18 protein-coding genes and 1 tRNA gene are annotated in these 22,125 nt (G+C 71.6%); 15 read left to right on the forward strand and 4 right to left on the reverse strand.

Going from position 1 to position 22,125, the window contains the following annotated elements; all coding sequences use genetic code 11:
- The 5 genes from ACTRO_RS26670 to ACTRO_RS26690 all read left to right on the forward strand — a co-directional run bounded on the left by ACTRO_RS26670 (position 1) and on the right by ACTRO_RS26690 (position 4,784).
- On the forward strand, positions 1–1,230 hold the full coding sequence (locus ACTRO_RS26670) for an ABC transporter permease (protein WP_034267383.1): 1,230 nt from the start codon (positions 1–3) through the stop codon (positions 1,228–1,230).
- Positions 1,223–1,882: a hypothetical protein gene (locus ACTRO_RS26675; RefSeq protein ID WP_051451436.1), complete on the forward strand. Its 660-nt coding sequence runs from the start codon at positions 1,223–1,225 to the stop codon at positions 1,880–1,882. The genes ACTRO_RS26670 and ACTRO_RS26675 overlap by 8 nt, the downstream gene beginning before the upstream one ends.
- A 24-nt stretch (positions 1,883–1,906) precedes the next feature.
- The gene (locus ACTRO_RS26680; protein WP_051451437.1) at positions 1,907–2,524 is read left to right on the forward strand and encodes a hypothetical protein; all 618 of its coding nucleotides are present in this window, start codon (positions 1,907–1,909) and stop codon (positions 2,522–2,524) included.
- 119 nt (positions 2,525–2,643) lie between these two features.
- Complete coding sequence (locus tag ACTRO_RS26685) at positions 2,644–3,345, forward strand: response regulator transcription factor (RefSeq protein ID WP_034267386.1); 702 nt, start codon at positions 2,644–2,646, stop codon at positions 3,343–3,345.
- A complete protein-coding gene (locus ACTRO_RS26690; protein WP_051451438.1) occupies positions 3,342–4,784 on the forward strand; it encodes a sensor histidine kinase in 1,443 nt (480 codons plus the stop codon). Before ACTRO_RS26685 ends, ACTRO_RS26690 begins: the two co-directional genes overlap by 4 nt.
- 28 nt (positions 4,785–4,812) lie before the next feature.
- On the opposite strand, the gene ACTRO_RS26695 is transcribed toward ACTRO_RS26690, so the two are convergent.
- Both ACTRO_RS26695 and ACTRO_RS26700 read right to left on the reverse strand, forming a co-directional pair.
- Positions 4,813–6,057 carry a glycosyltransferase gene (locus ACTRO_RS26695; protein ID WP_051451439.1) on the reverse strand — a complete coding sequence of 415 codons (1,245 nt, stop codon included), beginning with the start codon at positions 6,055–6,057 and terminating at the stop codon, positions 4,813–4,815.
- The gene (locus ACTRO_RS26700) at positions 6,057–8,933 is read right to left on the reverse strand and encodes a bifunctional glycosyltransferase/CDP-glycerol:glycerophosphate glycerophosphotransferase (protein ID WP_034267389.1); all 2,877 of its coding nucleotides are present in this window, start codon (positions 8,931–8,933) and stop codon (positions 6,057–6,059) included. Before ACTRO_RS26700 ends, ACTRO_RS26695 begins: the two co-directional genes overlap by 1 nt.
- Positions 8,934–9,124: 191 nt before the next feature.
- On the opposite strand from ACTRO_RS26700, the gene ACTRO_RS26705 reads away from it, so the two are divergent.
- The 10 genes from ACTRO_RS26705 to ACTRO_RS26750 all read left to right on the forward strand — a co-directional run bounded on the left by ACTRO_RS26705 (position 9,125) and on the right by ACTRO_RS26750 (position 19,690).
- Positions 9,125–10,804 carry a DUF5941 domain-containing protein gene (locus tag ACTRO_RS26705; protein ID WP_211244419.1) on the forward strand — a complete coding sequence of 560 codons (1,680 nt, stop codon included), beginning with the start codon at positions 9,125–9,127 and terminating at the stop codon, positions 10,802–10,804.
- A 150-nt stretch (positions 10,805–10,954) separates the two neighbouring features.
- A complete protein-coding gene (gene galE / locus ACTRO_RS26710) occupies positions 10,955–11,941 on the forward strand; it encodes a UDP-glucose 4-epimerase GalE (protein WP_034267392.1) in 987 nt (328 codons plus the stop codon).
- 67 nt (positions 11,942–12,008) lie between these two features.
- The gene (locus ACTRO_RS26715) at positions 12,009–12,791 is read left to right on the forward strand and encodes a phosphocholine cytidylyltransferase family protein (RefSeq protein ID WP_051451441.1); all 783 of its coding nucleotides are present in this window, start codon (positions 12,009–12,011) and stop codon (positions 12,789–12,791) included.
- Entirely contained in the window at positions 12,791–13,861 is a 1,071-nt protein-coding gene (locus ACTRO_RS26720) for an iron-containing alcohol dehydrogenase family protein (protein ID WP_034267395.1), read from the forward strand. Before ACTRO_RS26715 ends, ACTRO_RS26720 begins: the two co-directional genes overlap by 1 nt.
- On the forward strand, positions 13,839–14,606 hold the full coding sequence (locus ACTRO_RS26725) for a CDP-alcohol phosphatidyltransferase family protein (protein ID WP_034267398.1): 768 nt from the start codon (positions 13,839–13,841) through the stop codon (positions 14,604–14,606). Before ACTRO_RS26720 ends, ACTRO_RS26725 begins: the two co-directional genes overlap by 23 nt.
- A gap of 17 nt (positions 14,607–14,623) precedes the next feature.
- On the forward strand, positions 14,624–15,508 hold the full coding sequence (locus ACTRO_RS26730) for a glycosyltransferase (protein ID WP_034276897.1): 885 nt from the start codon (positions 14,624–14,626) through the stop codon (positions 15,506–15,508).
- A 61-nt stretch (positions 15,509–15,569) separates the two neighbouring features.
- A complete protein-coding gene (locus ACTRO_RS26735) occupies positions 15,570–16,547 on the forward strand; it encodes an ABC transporter permease (RefSeq protein WP_051451442.1) in 978 nt (325 codons plus the stop codon).
- An 88-nt stretch (positions 16,548–16,635) separates the two neighbouring features.
- A complete protein-coding gene (locus ACTRO_RS26740) occupies positions 16,636–17,454 on the forward strand; it encodes an ATP-binding cassette domain-containing protein (protein ID WP_034276901.1) in 819 nt (272 codons plus the stop codon).
- An 86-nt stretch (positions 17,455–17,540) separates the two neighbouring features.
- Positions 17,541–18,533, forward strand: a complete 993-nt coding sequence (locus ACTRO_RS26745; protein WP_034267400.1) for a hypothetical protein — start codon at positions 17,541–17,543, stop codon at positions 18,531–18,533.
- Positions 18,530–19,690 carry an alpha/beta hydrolase gene (locus ACTRO_RS26750; RefSeq protein ID WP_034267403.1) on the forward strand — a complete coding sequence of 387 codons (1,161 nt, stop codon included), beginning with the start codon at positions 18,530–18,532 and terminating at the stop codon, positions 19,688–19,690. Before ACTRO_RS26745 ends, ACTRO_RS26750 begins: the two co-directional genes overlap by 4 nt.
- A 71-nt stretch (positions 19,691–19,761) precedes the next feature.
- Here the strand turns inward: ACTRO_RS26750 and ACTRO_RS26755 are convergent.
- Both ACTRO_RS26755 and ACTRO_RS26760 read right to left on the reverse strand, forming a co-directional pair.
- Positions 19,762–19,834 (reverse strand) — tRNA-Arg (locus tag ACTRO_RS26755).
- 65 nt (positions 19,835–19,899) lie between these two features.
- Positions 19,900–22,086: a hypothetical protein gene (locus ACTRO_RS26760; RefSeq protein WP_051451443.1), complete on the reverse strand. Its 2,187-nt coding sequence runs from the start codon at positions 22,084–22,086 to the stop codon at positions 19,900–19,902.
- Positions 22,087–22,125 lie beyond the last annotated feature (39 nt).

Below are 22,125 nucleotides of genomic sequence, written 5' to 3' on the forward strand. Positions count from 1 at the left end.
ATGCGGATCCGCGAAGTCTTCCGGTTCGCCGTGCGCGGACTGCGGGCCAACAAGCTGCGCTCGGGCCTGACCACCCTGGGCATCCTGATCGGCGTCGGCGCGGTCATCCTGCTGATCGCGGTGGGCCAGGGCTCCGGCGCGGCGGTCCAAGCCCGGATCAACAGCCTGGGTTCGAACCTGCTGCTGGTCACGCACCAGAGCGGCACGGTCGGCCGGGCCGCCTCCACCCGCGGCGGCAACGTCGGCTCGACCGGCGACCTCACCCCGGCGATCGCCCAGGACCTGGCCACTTCCGATCAGGACCCTGACGTCGCCGTGGTCGCGCCGGTGGCGACCACCTCGGTCACCGCCACCTTCCAGGGCGCCTCGACCACCATCTCCCAGGTGGTCGGCACCTACCCGGCCTACCTGTCCATGTCGAACTACACCGTCAGCCAGGGCAGCTCGTTCAGCACCGACGACGTCAACCACGCGCGCAAGGACGTGGTGATCGGCCAGACCGTGGTGACCGACCTGTTCGCCTCGATCGACCCGATCGGCAAGACGATCGACATGAACAACGTGCCCTACACCGTGGTCGGCGTGCTGGCGGCCAAGGGCGGCGGCAGCACCTTCGACGACCCGGACGACGTGGCGCTCGCGCCGCTGAGCACGGTGCAGGACAGCCTCACCGGCTTCGGCTCGCTCAGCGAGATCGCGGTGCAGGCGACCACCGCCGACTCCACCAGCGCGGCCCAGGCCGAGGTCACCAACCTGCTACTGGACTACCTGCACGAGAGCACCTCCACCGAGCAGTTCACGGTGACCAACGAGTCCTCGCTGCTCTCGACCGCGCAGTCCACCACGCAGACCTTCACCGTGCTGCTGGCCGCGGTGGCCGCGATCTCCCTGCTGGTCGGCGGAATCGGGGTGACCAACATCATGCTGGTCACGGTGACCGAGCGGACCCGGGAGATCGGCATCCGCAAGGCCCTGGGCGCGCCCAAGGGCGCGATCCTCGGCCAGTTCCTGATCGAAGCCGTGTTCCTGTCCGTGTTCGGCGGCGCCTTGGGCGTGCTCGTGGGCATCATCGGATCCCGCTTCACCATCGACGGCATCAAACCCGTGCTGGTCCCCACCTCGATCGCGCTGGCGTTCGGCGTGTCCGCGGTGATCGGACTGGTCTTCGGCTCCCTGCCGGCCAACCGGGCGGCCAAGCTGCACCCGATCGAGGCGCTGCGCCATGAGTAAGACCGCGTCCCAGAAGACCGCGACTGCCAAGGAGGGCACCGTGTCCCAGGCTCCGGCGGCCGAGCCGCACAGCAAGACCGGCACGCAGGAGATGTCGGCCGAGGAACTGCTGGCCATCCCGCCGCGTGCGGACGACCTGGCCGAGGAGCTCGCGGCCCGGCCGCCGAAGGCCAAGCTGCCCCGGGTCACCCTGGCCCTGACCGGCGCGGTCCTGGTCGCCGCCGGGTTCATCGGCGGGGCGCTGGCGCAGAAGCACCTCGGGTCCTCCTCCGCCTCCAGCCGGGCCGGCTCCTTCGCCGCCGCGTTCGGCCGCGGCGGCGGCGCGGGCGCGACCGGCGCGCCCACCGGCGGCACCGGCCGGGGCGGCTTCGGCGGCGGAGGCTTCGGTGGCGGCGGGTACGGCGGTGGCGGCACCGCGAGCGCCGGCAACTCGATCAGCGGCACCGTCACCGTGGTCAGCGGCGGCACCCTGTACGTGACCGCGGCCGACGGCACCGTCTACACCGTGACCACCACGGGCTCGACCACGGTGAAGGTCTCCTCCAGCGGTTCGCTCAGCCAGATCAAGCCGGGCCAGACGGTCACCATCGCCGGCACCGCGGACTCGGGCGGAACCGTGGCCGCCACCTCCATCACGGCAGCAACGAACTGATTCGTCCTAGTAGGCGGGGTACCCATGAAGCGGATCTACGTCAGCACCCTGGTATCGGCAGCGGCGGGCGTCGCCGCGGTCGGTCTGATCGCCGGCTGCGCCTCGAATTCCGGCTCGAGCACGGCGGCCGCCACCTCCGCGAGCAGCAGCGGCGGCAACTCGGCCTACTCCGCGTACACGCAGTGCCTCTCGGCGCACGGGGTGACCCTGCCGAGCGGCGGTTTCGGCGGTTTCGGCGGCCGGCGCAGGCCCGGCGCCGGATTCTCCCGGCCGGCCGGCGGCTTCACCGCGCGCCCCACGGGCGGCTTCGGCGGCGGCCGCGGCTTCGCCTCGGCCGACCCGAGCATGGCGGCGGCCGCGGCGGCGTGCGCCTCGGACCGGCCGACCGGCGCCTTCGGCGGCGGCGGGTTCGGCGGGGGCTTCGGCGGCGGTGCGGACAACAGCCGGCTGACCGCGTTCCGCAACTGCATGAGCCAGCAGGGCGAGGCGATACCGACCGCCCGGCCCACCGCTCCGGCCACGGGTGACGCGCGCTACCTCGGCGGCCTGAGCACGGCCGATCCCAAGGTGGCCCAGGCGCTTTCGGTCTGCAAGCCGCTGATCCCCACCGGCGCCCCCACCGGCGCGCCGACCTCGGGCTGAGCGCTGATCCCGGGCTCGGGCCCCGGCATTCGGCCGCATGCCGAACGCCGGGGCCCGATTCCATTCCGTGACATTGTTCTCAGCAGTCTTTTGGGCGGTTCGTCCAGACTGGTGCCGTGATGGCGACGACTGATGCTGCGGAACTGCTGATCGTCGAGGACGACAGCGAGGTGCGCGAGGCCCTGGGGCGTGCGCTCAAGCTCGAGGGCTACGGCGTCGCGCTCGCGGCGGACGGAGCGCAGGCCCTCAACGCCGTCAGCGTCTCGCCGCCGGACCTGATCGTGCTCGACGTGGCCATGCCCGGCCTCGACGGCCTCGGCGTCGCCCGGGCCCTGCGCGCGGCCAACGACCGCACCCCGGTGCTCATGCTCACCGCGCGCGACGCGGTGCAGGACCGGGTGATGGGCCTGAACGCCGGCGCCGACGACTACCTGGTCAAGCCGTTCGCGCTGGCCGAGCTGGTGGCCCGGATCAATGCCCTGCTGCGCCGCGCCACCTCCGAGCCCCTGGTCGACCCGGGCCTGCTCAGCTGCGGCGACCTGGTGCTCGACCTCGGCGCCCGCCAGCTGCGCCGGTCCGGCCACACCGAGGACCTGACGAAGATCGAGTTCGACCTGCTCGAGCTGCTGCTGCGCAACGCCGGCCGGGTGGTCACCCGGGAGCTGATCCGGGACCGGGTCTGGGGCTACGACGGCGTGCCGGGCTCGAACTCCATGGAAGTGTTCATCTCCGTGCTGCGGCGCAAGACCGAGCCGGGCGGCGCGCCGCGGGTGATCCACACCGTGCGCGGGGTGGGGTACACCTTGCGGACGCCGTCGTGAGACTGCGGCTCGGACCGCGCCGGGGCTGGGGCTCCTCGCTCGGGCGGCAGAAGGGCAAGCTGCGCACCCGGATGACGCTCGCGGCCACCCTCGCGGTGTCCGTGGGCATCGGCGCCGGGGTGAGCTTCGCCTACCTGGCGCTGCGGTCCGAGCTGGTGCACAACATGCAGGCGCAGCTGGCCAAGCAGGCCACCAGCATCTCCACCTACGTGCGCCGGTCCAGCCAACCCCTGCCCGCCGTGAAGCCGCTGCCCCGGTGGCCCGGCTACCAGCGCGGCTTCGGCGACTCCGTCACCGACACGCAGATGGTCTACCAGAATGGCGACACCGGCCAGCTGGTGCAGGCCTCGACCACGGGCCAGCTGCAGCTGCCGGTCACCGCCGAGGACCGGCTGATCGCGGCGGGCACCGCGCCGGCCGGCTACCGCGACGTCAACGTGCAGGGCACGGATCTGATGCTCTACACCGTGCAGCTCGGCAAGGGCGAGGCGCTGCAGGTCGCGCTGCCGACGACCGGCCTGAACGCCGAGCTCGACCAGATAGGGCTCGAACTGGGCCTGGCCGGCCTCGGCGGCATCGTCCTGTCGGCCGCGCTGGGCTGGTGGGTGACCCGGACCGCGCTGCGCCCGGTGGCCCGGCTGACCGAGGCGGCCGAGCGCATCGCCGCCGAGCCCCGGGACCTCGCCCGCGGCATCGAGCTGGGCGGCCGGGCGGACCGGGACGAGCTCGGCCGGCTGGCCACCAGCTTCAACGCGATGCTGGCCGCGGTCCAGGACGCCACGAACCGGCAGCGGCAGCTGGTCGCGGACGCCTCGCACGAGCTGCGCACGCCGCTGACCTCGCTGCGGATGAACGCCGAGGTGCTCGACAAGTTCGACCGGCTCGACCCGGTGGACCGCAAGCGGGTCATCGCCTCGCTGCTGGGCGGCATCGACGAGCTGACCGGCCTGGTCGCCGACACGATGGAGCTGGCCCGGGGCGAGGAGCGCGAGCCGGTGCTGGCCTACCTGCGCTGGGACGAGCTGACCCGGCGCGTGGTCGAGCGCGCCGAGGGCCACTGGCCGAAGATAGAGTTCCGCCTCGACCTGCGGCCGTGCACCGTCGTCGCCGCGTCCGACCGGCTCGAGCGGGCCGTGGGCAACATCCTGAACAACGCGGCCAAGTTCTCCGGCGGCGAGGGCCTGATCGAACTGGCCCTGGCCACCGACGGCCGGCTCACCGTGCGCGACCACGGCCCGGGCATTCCGCCGGACGACCTGGCGCACGTCTTCGACCGCTTCTACCGTTCCGCCGCGATGCGCGACCGGCCCGGCTCCGGGCTCGGCCTGGCCATCGTGGCCCAGGTCGCCGAGGCGCACGGCGGCACCGTGACCGCGGGCAACGCGGTGCCCGGGCCCGGCGCCGTCTTCACGCTGGCGCTGCCGACGGCGGACCACTGACGTTCATCGGGCGCTGCGGCCCGGTCCGTCAGCGCTGGACGAGATCGAAGAGCCGGTCCCAGCGCTCGCCGATGACCTCGGGGGAGTACCGGGCCACCGATCCGGGCGCGGCCGCGGCCAGCTTCGCGCGCAGTTCGGCGTCGTCCATCAGCCGGCCGAGCTGGTAGCCGAAGGTCTCGGTGTTTCCGGGTGTGACCAGTACGCCGTTGACCGTGGTCGTGCCGTCGCCGTCGGGCTCGTCGCCGCGCAGGATCTCACGCACGCCCGGGGCGCAGTCGAAGGCGATGCACGGCAGGCCGCACGAGAGCGCCTCCAGCAGCGTCATCGGGAAGCCCTCCGCGCGTGAGGCGCTCAGGAAGAGCGAGCCGCCGAGCAGGGACTCGCGGACCTGATCGGTCGCGCCTTCGAAGACCACCGAGTCGGCCACGCCCAGCCGGGCCGCTTGAGCCTCGAGCCCGGCCCGGTCCGGCCCGTCGCCGTACAGCCGCAGCCGCCAGTCCGTCTCCGGCCGGGCGAGCACGGCCTGGGCCCACGCCTCGAGCAGCAGGTCGTAGCCCTTCTCCTGGCTCAGCCGGCCGAGTGCGACGCAGGTGTGCGCAGCGGGGTCGGCGCCGCCGGAAGCGGGCAGCGGCAGTGGATTCGCTATGGTCGTGGCGTTGTTCATCCCGCCCGAGACGGTCCAGTCGATCGCGTCCTGCTCGGTCAGCGCGACGAACCGGGGCAGGTCTCGGTAGAGGGTCTGCACCCGCTTGCCACGGGTGGAGTTCATCGACGCGGAGTAGGACTCGTGGCTCATCCCGATCACCGGGATGCCGCGGGTGTCCGCCAGAGCGACCCACTCCATCGCGAGCACCTGCACGCACACCACCACCGCGTTGCGCGGGTCCAGCGGGGCCAGTATCCCGCTCAGAGCGGCCGCGCCGCGGTGCTGCAGGGCGCTCCAGCGGGCCCGACGCAGCGACACGGCCGGCTGTACCACCCGCTGGTACGGGGAAGGCGGGGCGACAGCCCGCAGCGGCCGCGGATGCAGCACGCTGGTCTCGTACGGCAGCGGGCCGTCGTGCTCGGCGGCGTAGTCGTGCGGCTTGGCCACCGCGCCCAGGCCGACCAGCCGCACCCGGTGGCCGCGCGCGGCGAGGATGTCCCCTATCGACCGGGTCCAGCGCTGGGCGCCGCCCGCCTCGTCGATGTTGTTCGCCACGATCACCACGTCGCGCGGGGTGGCGGCCCGGGTGCTCGGGCACAGCCCGGCGGCCTCGTCCACGGTCATCATCACTTCCCGCCCTTCGCGAAGAAGCGCCGGTAGACCTGCTCCGCCGCGTCGCCTTGGTCGTATTCGCCGTAGCGCCGGGCGAAGGCGCGCCGGGTCTCGGCGTGGGAGTCCTCCACCGTCAGGGCCTTGATAGACTTGAAGAAGGCCTCCGGGTCGGTGGAGTAGGGACCCGGCGCCTCGGCCGCGAGATCGAAGTAGGTGCCCCGGTCCCGGGTGTAGTCCGCCTTGTCCGCCGCGAAGAAGAGCATCGGGCGGTCCAGCAGCGCGTAGTCGAACATGACCGAGGAGAAGTCCGTGACCAGGGCGTCCGAGGCGAGGAAGAGCTCGCTGACATCCGGGTGGTGCGAGACGTCCTGGACCGCGCCGCGCGCCGCGGGCGGGACCGCGACCGTGTTGAGGTAGTGCGCGCGCACCAGCAGTACGTGGGTGCGGCCGAACTCGCGGGCGAAGTCCTCGAAGGAGAAACCCGGCTCGAACCGGCCGCTGCGCTGCCGGAAGGTCGGCGCGTACAACAGCACCGTGCGATCGGCCGGCAGGTTGAACCGGGCCCGCAGCGCGGCCGAGCGCTCGGCCACCTCCGGGCCGAGCAGGACGTCGTTGCGCGGGTAGCCGGTGCGCAGCGGCTCGGCCCGCATCTCGAACGCGTCCACCAGGGTCCTGATGTCGTACTCGGAGCGCACCAGGAAGGCGTCGAACCGGCCCACGCCGTGCACCAGGGCCTCGCGCTGCTCGGTCAGCATCGCGCGCACCTGCGGGGTGTTGACCCCCATGGTCTTCAGGGCCGTGCCGTGCCAGGTCTGGATGTACGTGGTCTGCTTGCGCTTGCCCATCCACTGCGGGAAGCCCTGGTTGTCCACCCAGAACTCCGCCCGGGCCAGCGCCCAGACGTATCCCCAGGACATCCGTCGGAGCAGGGCCGCTTCCTTGGGGAAGCCGTTGCCGTTCTCGGCATACGACCAGTACATCTTGCCCGTGTACTCGTGCCGGCGCAGCGCCTGGTAGAGGTACTTCGGGCTGTCGCTGTAGGACAGGCCGAGGTGCGACTCGAACACCACCGAGCCGCGCTTGACCGGCAGCCGGGCGAACAGCTGGAACGCGCGCCGCTTGACCCGGGTCTGGTTCGCCTTCTGCGCCAGGCGCATGCCCCGGCGCACCAGCCGCAGCAGCCGGCCGCCGCCGGTGCCGGTGGCGTTGGTCTCGAAGGACGCGTTGACCCTGCGCGCCACGAAGTTGCGCGCGGACAGCTGCAGGGTGACCACGCCGCGGTGGTTGATCCGCACCGTCCACCGGTCCCCGACCAGCCTGGTCAGCAGCGGGCGGGCCGGCAGCTCGAGCTGCGCCGCGCCCGGCGGCAGGTCGATCGCGGTGATCCGGGTGGCCATCGTGCCCAGGTCTCCGGCCTTGAGCCGCAACCGGAGCTCGAACATCGGGTCCACCACACCCAGCGGCCGGACCGTGCGGCTGACGTCCACCTCGCCGGACCAGCGGATGCGGCTGCCCTCCTGCCGCACCTCGGTCAGCTTCACCCGGTACTTGCGCACCGCGCGTTGGCCGGGACCGAACTCGAAGTGCGCGCTCAGCGGAACGTCCGCGGGCACGCGGCCGAGCGAGTTGACCGTCTCGCCGGTCAGCCTGATCCGCCCGGTCCGCCGGCCCGAGGCGACGACCTCGAGCCCGGTCAGCCGGCTGGCCAGGTTCGACTCGGCCAGCGAGAGCTGGTGGTAGCCGGCCTCGGTCACGTCCAGAGCGATCCGGCCGAGCGCGTCGTCCAGGTGTCCGTCGTCGCACCAGTAGACGCGCCCGTCCCGCTCGACCAGGTCGGTGGTGATCCGGGTGCGGTCGAGCAGGTTCTCGCTGACGGTGACGAGGTTCGGCCAGTCTTCCCGCACCAGCAGGTACGCGCCGGCCACGGCGACCCGGTGCGCGCACTGCGCGAAGGCCTGCTCCAGCGGCAGGGTGAGCAGATAGTCCCGGAACAGCGCCCGGCACTCCTCGATGTACTCAGGCGTCTGATACGGAAGCTCGCGCAGATAGAGCACCAGGTCGTGCTCGATGAACTTGACCGCCTTGGCCAGCCTGATCTCGGCCCGCCCCGCCTCGTCCGGGAAGCCGTCGAGCACCGCGTCCACCCGGCGGTGGATGCCGATCCGGTCGCGCACGTTGCCGATGTTCGAGCGCTGGTTGGAGATGGACTTGGCCGCCGCCCGGACCATGACCTCCCAGTAGTACACCGGGTTGGGGATCAGCACGATCCTGCGCGCATTGAGATACGCGGTCGCGGAGAAGAGCAGGTCCTCCCAGTGGAAGCCCTCGGGAAAGCGGATCGCGTGCTCGTTGAGGAACTCGCGCCGGTAGCACTTGTTGGTCGAGAGCGTGTCGCGAAGCAGGCCGGGCATGTCGGCGACGGAGTCGAGCACCTGGCGCCGGGTGTAGAGGTCCGGCCACCACGGCACGTCCTCGACGAGTCCGGAGCGGTTGACGTGCCGTCGGATGCAGAGCCCGGAGACGAGGTCCGCGTCGTTCTCCTCGGCGGCCTGAAGCATGTTCAGGCACGCGTGCCGGTCGAGCACGTCGTCGGAGTCGAGGAACATCACGTAGCGCCCTCGCGCGTGATCGATGCCCGTGTTGCGCGGCTTGGAGCAGCCGCCGCTGTTCTCCGGCAGCCGGTGGTAGCTCACCCGCGGATCCTGCGCCGCCAGCCGTTCGGCCACCTTCGGGGTGTCATCGCCGGAGTGGTCGTCGACGATGACCACTTCGACGTTGTGCAGCGTCTGCTCGAGCACCGAGCGCACCGCCGTCGGAAGCCGGGCCGCGTCGTTGTACCCGATGATGACGACGGAGAGGTCCGGCGCCTGTACCTCGTTGTGCTCCGGCAAGACTTCCTCACTTGCGCTGTCGGGCGACATCGTCTGCCGCCCACCGTGCCCGGCCCCCATCCGGCCTACGCAGGGATGGTATCCGATCGGCCCGCGCACTACGGTTGCTGGCGATACCCGGGGATCCGAGCGGGCACGCTGGTTGGGTGAACCTTAGTTGAACGACGGAACGACGCGCTAGGAGAAGTGCATTGCGCACCGCAGCACCCACGGCCGTGCTCACCGGCCCGCAACCCGTGGACGGCGACGGCGTACTGCGCTCCGCTCTCGCCCGGCTCGGCATAACCGTGGTCACCGCGGACGGACCGGCCGCCACCGCCCGCGCCGTGGCCAGCGCCTCGGCCGGTGGGCGGGTCGCCCTGGTGGATCCGCGGCTGGCCGCCCACACGCACGCGCTGCGCCTGGCCCTGCTCGACTCGCGTTGGGAGGCCGCGCACGCGCCCGGGGTGCTCAGCGTGTCCGGCGAGGCCCGCGAGCGCCTGGCCGCGGAGCTGCGCGGGATGCCGGATCTGACGGGGCATCGGGTCGAGGGCGCCTCCCCGGCCGCCCGGCTCACCGCGCCCCGGCCGCTGCTGGCCGACGATTTCGCCGAGCGGCTCGGCTCCGGCGGCGTCCAGGTGCACGAGACCGCGCTGCCGGATGGCCTGGTCATGCGCCTGGTCGACGCGCCGCTCTCGGCGCGCAAGGACGTCTACGCGCAGATCGAGTCGGTGGACGACGAGGCGATCCGGCTGCGTCGCGCGGTCAAGAGCGACGACGGTCTGTTCACCACGTACTGCGTCTCCCCGTGGACCCGGTACCTGGCCCGCTGGTGCGCCCGGCACGGCTGGAGCCCGAACCTGGTCACCACGCTCTCCCTGCTGGTCGCGCTGGCCGGCGCGGGCGCGGCGATGACCGGTACCCGGGCCGGGTACATCGGCACCGCGGTCGCGCTCTACCTCTCCTTCGCGCTCGACTGCACCGACGGGCAGCTGGCCCGCTACGCTCTGCGCTTCTCCCGGATCGGCTCCTGGCTGGACGCGACCTTCGACCGGGCCAAGGAGTACGCCGTCTACGCCGGCCTCGCCTTCGGCGCGGCCCGCGGCGGCGACCACGGCATCTGGCTGCTGGCCTCGGCGGCCATGGTGCTCCAGACCCTGCGCCACCACATCGACTTCGCCTACCACGAGTCGCTACGCCCGGACCCGGGCATAGCCTCGGCCGACGCCCCGGCCAAGCCGGCCGAGGGGCGCGGCCCCGGGTACTGGGCCCGCAAGGTCGTGATCCTGCCGATCGGCGAGCGCTGGGCCCTGATCGCGCTGCTGACCGCCTTCACCCGGCCGCGGATCGTCTTCGCCACGCTGCTGATCTGGGGCCTGCTGGCAGCCCTCTACACCACCTTCGGCAGGGTCCTGCGATCGCAGCGGTCGGACCGGCCGCGCTCCGCGGCGGCGATCGACGCCCTGCGCGCGATGTGCGACCTGCCGCTGGCGATCCGGGCCACCGCGCGCGAGCCGTTCACCGCCCGGCTGGGCTGGCTGGCCCCGCCGCTGATCCAGCTGGTGTCCTACGTCGTGATGATCGGCCTGATCTTCGGCGACCGGAAACTCGGCCCGGCCGCGTTCGCGCTGCTGGCCGCGGTGATCTACCACCACTACGACATCGTCTACCGGCTGCGCGCCGGGGCCGGCCAGATGCCCCGCTGGGTCGCCGTCGCGCTCGGCGGCAACCTCGGCCGCTCGGTGCTCGTGGTCGTGCTCGGCACCGGGCTGACCCACGGCAACCCGCTGAGCCTGGCGATCTGGCTGCTCACCGCCTATCTGGCCGTGGTCGCGGTGGCCGAGTCGGTGCGGTTCTGGACCCGTCCGGCCGCCCCGGTGCTGCCGGACTGAGCCGTCTGCCCCCGAGCCGCTCGTCCGGCCTGCCCGGCCGCCGGCTTCTGTGTAGCAATGGGCGTTCATGTTGATTTTTGTTAGAGTGTGTAGCGCAAGCGTGACAGCGCGGGCGCGAACGGGCGCCACCTTCCCAGTAAGGTCATCGACATGACGACATGGCTTGTTACCGGCGGGGCCGGATATATCGGATCGCACGTGACCCGTGCGCTGCTCGCCGCCGGCGAGGGGGTCGTCGTGGTGGACGACCTGTCCACCGGCGGCAAGGACCGGCTGCCGGACGGGGTGGCGGCCGAGATCGCGAAGGTGCACGACCGCGCCGCTCTCGAGCAGCTGGTCCAGACCCACCGGGTCGGCGGCGTGATCCACATCGCCGCCAAGAAGCGCGTCGGCGAGTCGGTCGACCGCCCCACCTGGTACTACGAGGAGAACCTGGAGGGCCTGCGCACCCTGCTCGACGTGGCCGTGGCCGCCGGGATCGACAAGTTCGTCTTCTCCTCCTCCGCCGCCGTCTACGGCGAGGTGGACGTGGACCTGGTCACCGAGCAGACCCCGTGCACGCCGGCGTCCCCCTACGGTGAGACCAAGCTCGTCGGCGAGTGGATGATCAAGGGCGTCGCCCGCGCCCAGCAGCTGGCCGGCCGCGACTTCGGCTACGCCAACCTGCGCTACTTCAACGTCGCCGGCGCCGGTGCCCCCGAGCTCGGCGACCCGGTCGCGCTCAACCTCATCCCGATGGTCTTCGAGAAGCTCGAAGCCGGCCAGGCCCCGCTGATCTTCGGCGACGACTACGGCACGCCGGACGGCACCTGCATCCGCGACTACATCCACGTCGCCGACCTGGCCGAGGCGCACGTGGCCGCCGCGCTGCGGCTCGGCCGCGACCCGAAGACGGCGCTCACGCTCAACCTCGGCACCGGCACCGGCGCCTCGGTCAAGGAGGTCATCACCACCATCCTCGACCACACCGGCATCGACCTGCCCCCGGTCATCGTCCCGCGCCGTCCCGGCGACCCGGACCGCCTGGTCGCCTCGGCCGAACGCGCCCGCGAGGAGCTCGGCTGGAGCGCCACCCGCGACCTGGCCGAGATGATCTCCTCCGCCTGGACCGGCTGGCGTCACCGGCACGACACCTGAGGTAACGAGGGGGGAACGGGGCTCGGCCGTGTATCTACCGGGCGGTTAAGCCGATAAGCTGTCGGCCATGATCGGACTGATCCTCGCCGCCGGCGCCGGCCGCCGCCTGCTCCCCTACACCGAAACGCTGCCCAAGGCCCTGGTGCCGGTGGATGAGGAGCGCGGCCTGACCGTGCTCGACCTGACCCTGGCGAACTTCGCCGAGGTGGGCCTGACCGAGGCCGCGATCGTGGTCGGCTACCGGGCCGAGGCCGTGCAGGCCCGCCACGCCGAGCTCGAAGAGCGCTACGGACTGCGGATCGAGCTGGTCTTCAACGACAAGGCCGAGGAGTGGAACAACGCGTACTCGCTGTGGTGCGCGCGCGACCTGTTCAAGCAGGGCGTGATCCTGGCCAACGGCGACACCGTGCACCCGGTCTCGGTCGAGCGCACCCTGCTCGCCGCCCACGAGCGCGACCCGCAGGCCCGCGTCCTGCTCGCCCTCGACGACGTCAAGTCGCTGGCGGACGAGGAGATGAAGGTGATCGGCTCGGCCGCCGAGGGCGTTCGGCGTATCACGAAGCTGATGGACCCGGCCGCCGCGGCCGGCGAGTACATCGGCGTCACGCTCATCACGCCGGAGGCCGCCGAGCCGCTGGCCGACGCGTTGCGCGCCACCTTCGAGCGCGACCCGCAGCTCTACTACGAGGACGGCTACCAGGAGCTGGTGGACCGCGGCTTCCGGGTCGACCTCGCCCCCATCGGCAAGATCGACTGGGTCGAGGTGGACAACCACGACGACCTGGCCAAGGCGCGCGCCATCCTCGCCGCCCGCGCCGCGGCCGAGGCCGCGTCGGCCCCGGGCGCCTGATGGCCGTCCTCAGCCGGCTGATCCAGGCTCCGGCTGCGGTGCGGATCGGCTCCGGAGTCGCCTCCGAGCTGCCGACCGTCCTGGCCGATCAGCGCATCTCCGTCTCCGGCAAGCTCGCCCTGGCGGTCAGCGAGGGCTCCGGGGTGCGGCTGCGCCAGCGGCTGAGCGCCGACCTGCCCGGAGACGTCGGCTGGTTCACCGTCAGCCGGGCCAGCCTGGACGCCGCGGTCGACCTGGCCGACCAGATCCGCGGAGCCGGGGCCGGGTACGACACGCTCGTCGCCGTCGGCGGCGGCAAGGTCATCGACGCCGCCAAGTACGCCGCGGCCCGGCTCGGCCTGCCGCTGGTCGCCGTCGCCACCAACCTCGCCCACGACGGCATCTGCTCCCCGGTCGCGACCCTGCAGAACGACGCGGGCACCGGCTCCTACGGCGTGCCCAGCCCGATCGGCGTGCTCGTCGACCTCGACCTGGTCCGCGAGGCGCCGGCCCGGTTCGTGCGCTCCGGCATCGGCGAGGCCCTGTCCAACCTCTCCGCCCTGGCCGACTGGGAGCTGTCCCACCGCGAGACCGGCGAGCAGGTCGACGGCTTGGCCGCGGCGATGGCCCGCACCGCCGCCGAGGCCGTGCTGCGCCAGCCCGGCACCATCGCGGACGAGGGCTTCCTGGCCGTGCTCGCGGACGCGCTCGTGCTCTCCGGCCAGGCCATGACCGTCTGCGGCACCAGCCGGCCCAGCTCCGGCGCCTGCCACGAGATCAGCCACGCGATAGACCAGCTCTACCCGCGGCTGTCCACCCAGCACGGCGAGCAGTGCGGCGTCGGCGCGACCTTCGCCACGCACCTGCGCGGCGACGCCGAGCGCGCGGCCGACATGGCCCGGGTACTGACGCACCATGAACTCCCGGTTACCCCCGGGGATCTAGGACTTGGTATCGATCAGTTCGTCGAAGCGGTAGCCTACGCGCCGCGGACTAGACCAGGTAGGTACACCATTCTGGAGCACCTGGATCTCAGCCCGGACGAGATCCACGACGCGGTGAAGGACTATGTCGCTACCTACGCTCGATGAACTCCGCGCGGTCGTCCAGCCGCAGGAGAAGATGCAGCGCCGCAACGGCGAGCACTGGGCCGGCCGGATGTACATGCGCAAGATCTCCCTGCGCACCACCCGCCTGCTGGTCAACTCGCCGATCACCGCGAACGGCTACACCTACCTGATGATCGTGGCCGGCGTGCTGGCCGGCCCCGCGCTGCTGATCCCCGGCATCGCCGGCGCCGTGCTCGGCGCCGTGTTCGTCCAGCTCTACCTGCTGCTCGACTGCGTGGACGGCGAGCTGGCCCGCTGGCGGCAGCAGACCTCGATCGTCGGGGTCTACCTCGACCGGATCGGCGCCTACATGGCCGAGGCCGCGTTCCTGGTCGGGCTCGGCTTCCGGGCCTCGCACCTGCACGCCGACGTCTGGGCCGTGCTGGGCCTGGCCACCGCGGTGTGCGTGCTGCTGATCAAGTCCGAGAGCGACCTGGTCGACGTCGCCCGCGCCCGGGCCGGCCTGACCGCCGCCACCGAGGGCTCGGTCACCCCGCGCGCCGCCGGCGCCGCCAAGCTGCGCTCGGTCGCCCAGATCTTCAAGGTGCACCGGCTGATCGTCGGCATCGAGTCCTCGCTGCTGGTGCTCCTGGCCGGGATCGCCGACCTGTTCGCGCACAACCAGCCGTTCACCCGGGCCGCCGTGGTCGTGCTCTTCGTCATCGCAGCCGTCATGGTCGTGCTGCACTTCGTCTCCATCGTGCTTTCGAGCCGGCTGAAGTCCTAGGAGCGCGCGTGGGCACGATGCGACTGGGCGCGGTCATCCTGACCATGGGAAACCGCCCCGAAGAACTGCAGGACCTGCTCCGGTCGGTGGCCGAGCAGAAGGGCGACCCGATCGACGTGGTCGTCGTCGGCAACGGCATCAAGGCCTCGCAGCTGCCCGGCCTCGAGCTGGCGCGCACCCTCGACCTGCCGGAGAACCTCGGCATCCCGGGCGGCCGCAACCGCGGCTTCGACCTGCTGCTCGCGCTCCCGGCCGAACAGCGCCCCGAGGCCGTGCTCGTCCTCGACGACGACGGCAAGCTCGACGGCCCCGAAGCCGCCGAGCGCATCCGCGCCGCCTTCGAGGCCGACCCGCACCTGGGCATCGTCTCGTTCCGCATCTGCGACCCGGTCAGCGGCGAGGTGCAGCGCCGGCACGTGCCGCGGGTGCGCGTCGGCGACCCCAACCGCTCCAGCAAGGTCACCACCTTCCTCGGCGGCGCCAGCGCCATCCGCACCGCCGTGATCGACCAGGTCGGCGGCCTGCCGGACGACTGGTTCTACTGCCACGAGGAGACCGACCAGGCCTGGCGGGCGCTGGACGCGGGCTGGTCCATCGAATACCGCGCCGATCTGACGCTGCTGCACCCCAAGTCCCTGCCGAGCCGCCACGCCACCTACGCGTACAACGTGGCGCGCAACCGAGTGTGGCTCGCCCGGCGTAATCTTCCAGGGGTGCTCATTCCGGCTTATCTCGGAGTTTGGGCGGCATTGACCCTCGCCCGCACGCGGAACCGGGATATCCTCCGGGTCTGGCTCCGTGGCTTCGCGGCCGGCTGGCGCACCCCGTGCGGCCCGAGGCGGCCGATGAGCTGGACCACCGTGTGGCGGATGACCCGACTGGGCCGGCCGCCGGTGATCTAGCCGTCGGAGCCCGCGGAGCCGAGCGGGCCACGACGGATGGATCGAAAGTCAGGCGAAGGCAGTGAGCGAGTCCGCCGAGATTGTCATCGAGGAGCTCCCGGCTCCTCCGGTCGACGCCGAGTACGCCCAGCTCGGCGGCATCGGAATGGCGGGCAAGTACGGCCTCAGGCAGAGCGGCAAGCGTCCGCCGCTGTCCCAGTACGGCAGCGTGCTGTGGCAGCGGCGCCACTTCATCACCGGCTACGCCACCGCGAAGAACCGCTCGCTCTACTCGAACGCACGGCTCGGCCAGCTCTGGCAGCTGCTCACCCCGGTGCTCAACGTCGGGGTCTACTACTTCGTCTTCGGCATCCTGCTGAGCATCAGCCGCGGTGTGCCGGACTTCCTGCTGTTCCTGGTCATCGGCGTCTTCCTGTTCAACTTCCTCTCGACCGCGATGATCAACGGCTCGCGCTCGATCAGCGACCAGCTCGTGCTGATCCGGGCGCTGCACTTCCCCCGGGCCAGCCTGCCGATCTCCTCGACCCTGATCCAGCTCCAGCAGCTGGGCTTCTCGATGGTGATCGTCTGCGTGGTCGCGCTGATACAGGGCGAGGGCGTGAACTGGCGCTGGCTGCTGATCATCCCGGCGCTGGCGCTGCTGACGCTGTTCTCGGCCGGCATGGCCATGGTCGTGGCGCGGATGGGCTCGGTGCTCACCGACACCGCGCAGCTGCTGCCGTTCCTCACCCGTACCTGGATGTACCTCTCCGGCGTGATGTACAGCATCTCCTCGGTGGCCAAGGGCAACGTGCCGCACTGGGTCGAGCTCGTGCTCTACTACAACCCGCCGGCCCTGTTCATCACGGTCGTGCGCAACTGCATGATCCACATTCCCCCGGCCAGCTCGTACCCGAGCCCGGCGGACTACCACTCCGCGGTCCAGTCCATGCACCAGCCCGGCCACGCCTGGCCGGCCCTGGTGCTGTGGGCGCTGATCGCCGGCGTCGGCGGGTTCGTGTACTTCTGGAAGGCGGAGGAGCAGTACGGCCGTGGCTGAGAACCCGAACATCCTGCCCAGCCAGATCCTGCGCGCGATCCAGGGCGTGGGGACCGAGCACACCCTGTCCGAAGAGGATCTGCAGCGGATGCGCACGCAGATCCTCGAGGAGCGGGCCAAGCGGCGAGCCGAGGCGGCCAACAATCAGCCGACCGTGATCGTGGACAACCTCAACATCATCTACCGGATCCACGGCGCCGGCACCGGCCGCGGCTCGGCCAGCGGCGCGCTCTCCCGGATCGTCGTGCGCCGCGCCGCGCCCACGGTCAAGGAGGTGCACGCGGTGCGCGGGATCTCCTTCGTGGCCCGCCGCGGCGAGAGCATCGGCCTGATCGGGCGCAACGGCTCGGGCAAGTCCACCACCCTGGCCGCGGTGGCCGGCCTGCTGCCGCCCGAGAAGGGCGGCGCCGTCTACACCGACGGCCAGCCCTCGCTGCTCGGCATCAACGCCGCGCTGATGCCGGACCTGACCGGCGAGCGCAACGTCATCGTGGGCTGCCTCGCCATGGGCATGTCCAAGGCCGAGGCGAACGCGCGCTACCGCGGGATCGTGGACTTCTCCCGGATCGAGGAGACCAACCCGCACGCGATGAGCCTGCCGATGAAGGCCTACTCCTCCGGCATGGCCGCCCGGCTGCGCTTCGCCATCGCCGCGTCGCGCGAGCAGGACGTGCTGATGATCGACGAGGCGCTGGCCACCGGCGACGCGAAGTTCCAGAAGCAGAGCGAGCAGCGGATCCGGGAGCTGCGCGCCAGCGCGGGCACCGTGTTCGTGGTCAGCCACTCCATGAGCGCGATCCGCGACACCTGCGATCGGGCGATCTGGATCGAGGCGGGCAGGGTCCTGATGGACGGCGACGTGGACGAGGTCGCGAACGCCTACGAGCAGTGGTCGAAGCAGAGCTGAGATGCGCGAACGCATGACGGGCCGCGCGCGCGGCCCGCTGGGGAGTGCCCGGAATCCGGGCCGGAGGATAGAGGCGGGTCGCAGGCATGCGGATCGACGGCAAGGCCTTCCTGCTTCTGTTAGGCGTGGGCACGCTCGCCCTGGCCGCGGCCACGGTGTGGCTCTGGCCGAGGCTGGCCGGCTCCGGCGCCAAGGCGCTGATCGGCCGTAGCAGCCTCCTGCTCGGCACCCAGCTGGCGCTGGCGGCGACGTTCCTGTTCGCGGTGAACGCCTGGGGCGGGTTCTACACGTCCTGGGGTCAGCTGTTCGGCACGGCGTCGGCGAAGTACAGCGTCACCGACAGGGGCGCTGCGGACGCGGGCCAATACGACGCGAAGGCACTCGACGGCGTGGCCAGGTGGCCAAGGGCCTCGCGCGCCGGCCTGTCCGGAGCGCGTCTCAGTGGCCTGCGCAGCGGCCTGGACGCCGGCCTCCAGATCTATCCGCCCGCCGACTACGCGACCCGGCGCGACGAGCACCGCCGCTTCCCGGTCGAGATCGTCGACCTGACCGGCGGCGCGGCGGGCCTGAGCGCGGCGACGTATCAGCAGGTCGCGAACACGTACCAGGTCATGGTGGCGGTCGTCACGAGCAGCGTGCAGGACATCCCGGGCGTGGACGTCCCCGACGGCCGGCAGGGCCGGCTGTTCTGGGCGCAGGACCTGCAGGCCGCCCTGACCGCGCACTACCGCCTCGACCCGTACGCACCCGACTGGGGCATCGCCGGCGTCGGCCCTGACGGCACGGCCGCGGTGAACCTGGCCGTGCAGGACCCGTCCCACTACGGCCTCGCCGCCGCGGCAGGGGACTGGACCCACACCGACCCGCAGCAGAGCTGGCCCGGCATCGGGAAGTACCTCGCGTCCGTCCCCACTCCGAACATCAGCCTGCTGTATGACCCGAGCGCAGGGGCCATCCCGCAGCGGCTGAGGGCGACCAGCGGCGCGCTCAAGGTCACCCGACAACGAGGCCTGACACTTCTCGGCGAACTCGACTGGCTCGGCCAGACCATCGACGCGAACGCGGACGCCCGCGCATGAACCTGACGGGCACCCTGCTCGCGGCGCTCCTGGCCGCCGCGACCGTCGCCGCGTTCGCCGGCGTGATCCTGCTGTGGCGCAGGCTCGCGAAGCGGAACTGGCGCGCCGTACTCGGCCGCATCGGCGTGTTGGGCGGCGCCCAGCTGATGGTGGTGCTCCTCGTGGCCGTACTGGCCAACGACTACTTCGGCTTCTACGGCTCCTGGCACGAGCTCTTCGGCATGGCGACGCCCGCCTCCACCGGCGACGCCCGGCCCCTCGTCGCCCGCGCCTCCCAAGGCCGGCAGCGCCTCCTCACCGTCCAAGCCGTCAACGGCCTGAACGTCCCCGGCGGCAGCGCCCCCGAGGTGACCGGCCAGACCCAGGACGTGACGATCCAAGGCAGGATCACCGGCCTGAGCACGCAGGCGATCGTCTACCTCCCGCCCCAGTACTTCCAGCCCGCGTACGCGCGCTACCGCTTCCCGGTCGCGATCGTCTCCACCGGCTACCCCGGCACCCTCAGCGCGCTGGAGGACCGGCTGAAGTACCCCTACCGCCTGCTGACCGGCATCAAAGGCCACACCGACAAGCCGATAGTGCTGGTGATGACGCAGCCCTCGCCCACCAGCGTCGGCGGCACCGACACCGAGTGCACGAACGTCCCCGGCGGCCCGCAAGTCGACACCTTCTGGGCCCAGGACATCCCCGCCGCCGTCGAGCAGGCCTACCCCCGCGTAGCCGACGGCCCGAGAGCCTGGGGCCTGATGGGCGACAGCACCGGCGGCGACTGCGCGTTGAAGGTCTCGATGATGAACTCCGATCGCTTCAGCGCCGCCGTGTCCCTGTCCGGCGACTACAACGCTCCTGAGGACATCACCACCGGCAACCTGTACCAGACCCGCCAGTTCCGCGACGAGAACGACCCGATGTGGCGCGTGCGCAACCTCCCCAAGCCCCCCATCGCCGTCCTGCTGGCCACCAGCCTCAGCGGCGAGAACGACCTGCCCTCAGTCCTCGAGTTCGAACGCCTCACCCGCGGCACCCCCCTGCACACCTCCACGCTGCTGCGCAACGAAGGCGGCCACAACTTCGCCACCTGGAACGCCGAGATAGCCCCCGCGCTCCAGTGGCTGACCAACACCCTGGCCTCGCCCACTCCGGCGCCGGAGGTGTAGGCGTAGGTGTAGGGGGTGGGTGGTGGCGGGCTCGATGGAGTCGAGACGGACTCCGCCCGCTGGTGAGTGGGTGCCCTCGGCGCGATTCGAACGCGCGACCTACCGCTTAGGAGGCGGTTGCTCTATCCCCTGAGCTACGAGGGCGCGGCGATAGCTTACAGGTTGACGCTCTTGCCCTCGAACCAAGTTCTTCACCCGCCCCCGATCGCTCAGCCGTCGCCGTCCTCTTCGTCCGCCATGATCTGCTCGAGCAGCCGCCGGAGCGAGGCGACCACGCCCGGCTCCAGCCAGGCGCAAGCCAGCGCGAGCCGGCACAGCGACGCGAGTATCGACACCGGGCGCGTGGCCGCCGCCTCGGTGCCCGCCCGCAGGCGAGCGATCACCCGGGACGCCACCTCGTCCCGCGCCGGCGGGAACGCCCAGCCCACGGCGACGAGCGCGAACGCGGCCGCCTCGCAGACCCAGTCCTCCGGCCCGTCGAGCAGGTCCAGCAGGACCTCCCGCCGCACCGAGTCAACCCACGGCTGCGACGGCTGGTGATGGGCAATGCCCAAGCACGCGAGCGCCTGAATCGCTCGTACCCACACGTCCGGAGCCTGTGCGGCATACCCGTTCTGCCACGGCGCCGTCGAAGGCTCCGGCGGGTGCACGAGAAGTCCGAGTAGATCGGAGAGGGGAAGTTCGCCGAGTGGCAGGGCGCTGTCGTAGAGCGCGGGCGGATAGGGCCAGCGAGGCGCAGCCAGCTCCCGCGCAAGCGCCAACGCCCGCTCCGACGGCGCGGGTACAGCGGGAAGGGGCGTGGTCCCCTCGTACCGCCACACCTGCGTGGTGACCACCCGCGTCGCCAAGCGCGGGTCGGGCACCGGCACCTGATCGGCGATGATCGAAAGCCCAGGCGCGGCGAAGCGCCCTGCCAGCCCGGCACTCGGCGGCTCGATGCCGGAGAGCCGCGTCTCCACCTTCGACGGATAAGCAGGCCCGTAACGCTCGATGAGCTGCCGCACGCCGTTGGTCAAGGCCTCGGTAGCCCAGTCCACGTGTCCGAGCCAGGGCCTACCGCCGCAGTGAGACTGAAGCAGGTACTCGGCGAAGTCGTGATCGGGATGGCGCTGAAGGTGCTCGTAGAGCGCAAGCAGATGCCGAGCGTCCGGCGAGGCCTGGTAGCGCAGCGCATGGACGGATGGCCCAGCCTTCTCATGGTCGGGCTCGCGCACCAAGACCTCTTCGAGCACGGCAATACCCTCCTCGACCCGCCCGTGAGCGGCGAGAGTCTCAGCCAGGTCGACGGCGAGGTAGGTCTGCGAAGGCTCGGCGCGGATAGTCGCGTACCAGAGATCGATGGTCTCCGACGGCCGTCCGGCACGTCGCAGCGCACTGCCGAGCATGACGACGCCGAGCGCAGCGCCATTGTCGGGCATGCGGAAGGAGAAGGCCGTTTTGGCCCAGGCGATGGCGGCATCGAGGTCATCCAGCCGACGCGCCAAGCTCGAAGCCATGGCCAGAAGCTGCAGATGCGAAGGATGCCGGGCCGCAACCGCCCGCACGAGCGCGTAATAGGGCTCCACGACAGCCCGAACCGCCGGCGCGGCCGGATCGTCAAGCGCCTGCGTGACGTGAGCCAGCGACGAAGCGACGGCGTCCGCGGAAACCAGATCGGCCAGCTCCGGCCGGGAAAGCCAAGCCACCGAGGCCCAAGGCTGCGTCGGAGCGGCCCCCATGACGGCCGCGAGAAGCATGACGGCCTCCGAAGCCGCCCCTGTGGCGGCGAGCAGCGCCGCACGGCAAGCGAGCGAGCCGGTGTAGCGGAGTGTGGCGGGGAAGTAGGCGAGAGCCTCCGAAGCTCCGCCGGCAAGTGAGGTAAGTGCCGCCAGCGCCTCGTAGGCCTCCGGCAGCCCCGGATCGCTCCCGACCGCGCCGCCCACGTGGGTAGCGGCGTGCGCCAGATCCCCGGAGTCGAGCAGAAGCCGCGCCATCGCCGCCTCCCCCTCCGCCTCAAGCCGCTCGCAGCAGCCGGTGTCGCAGGCGGGTGTGTGGCGGTGGCCGGGGTGGTGGGTGTGCTCGTCATGGGGGGCCGGGGCTTGGTCCTGATCCGGGCCTTGGTCTTCGTCCTGCCCTTGGCTGACGCTACCGACGGTCCACCGGCCCCCGTCGTCGTCCTGGTTGGCAGGGTTGCTGCCGGCCCGCTGGCCTTGGCCTTCTTCCGCCAGGGCGTCCGCACGCGCGTCTGCCGGGGCGTCCGCGCGCGGCTCGCTTCCATCGCCCCGCTGCGCTCGACGGAACGCGCCGTCGACCTCCCCATCGCGCCGCCTGTCCCAGCTCTCCTCGCGTTCAAGGCTCCCCGGGCGCTCCCCGTTCTTCGAATGCTCCGGGGTCTCCTCCCTACCGCCGTCGCCCATGGTGCCGCCCCGCCCTTCGTCTGCCGTCCGGTCTCGTCG

The sequence above is a fragment of the Actinospica robiniae DSM 44927 genome, from assembly GCF_000504285.1.
Lineage (GTDB): Bacteria > Actinomycetota > Actinomycetes > Streptomycetales > Catenulisporaceae > Actinospica > Actinospica robiniae.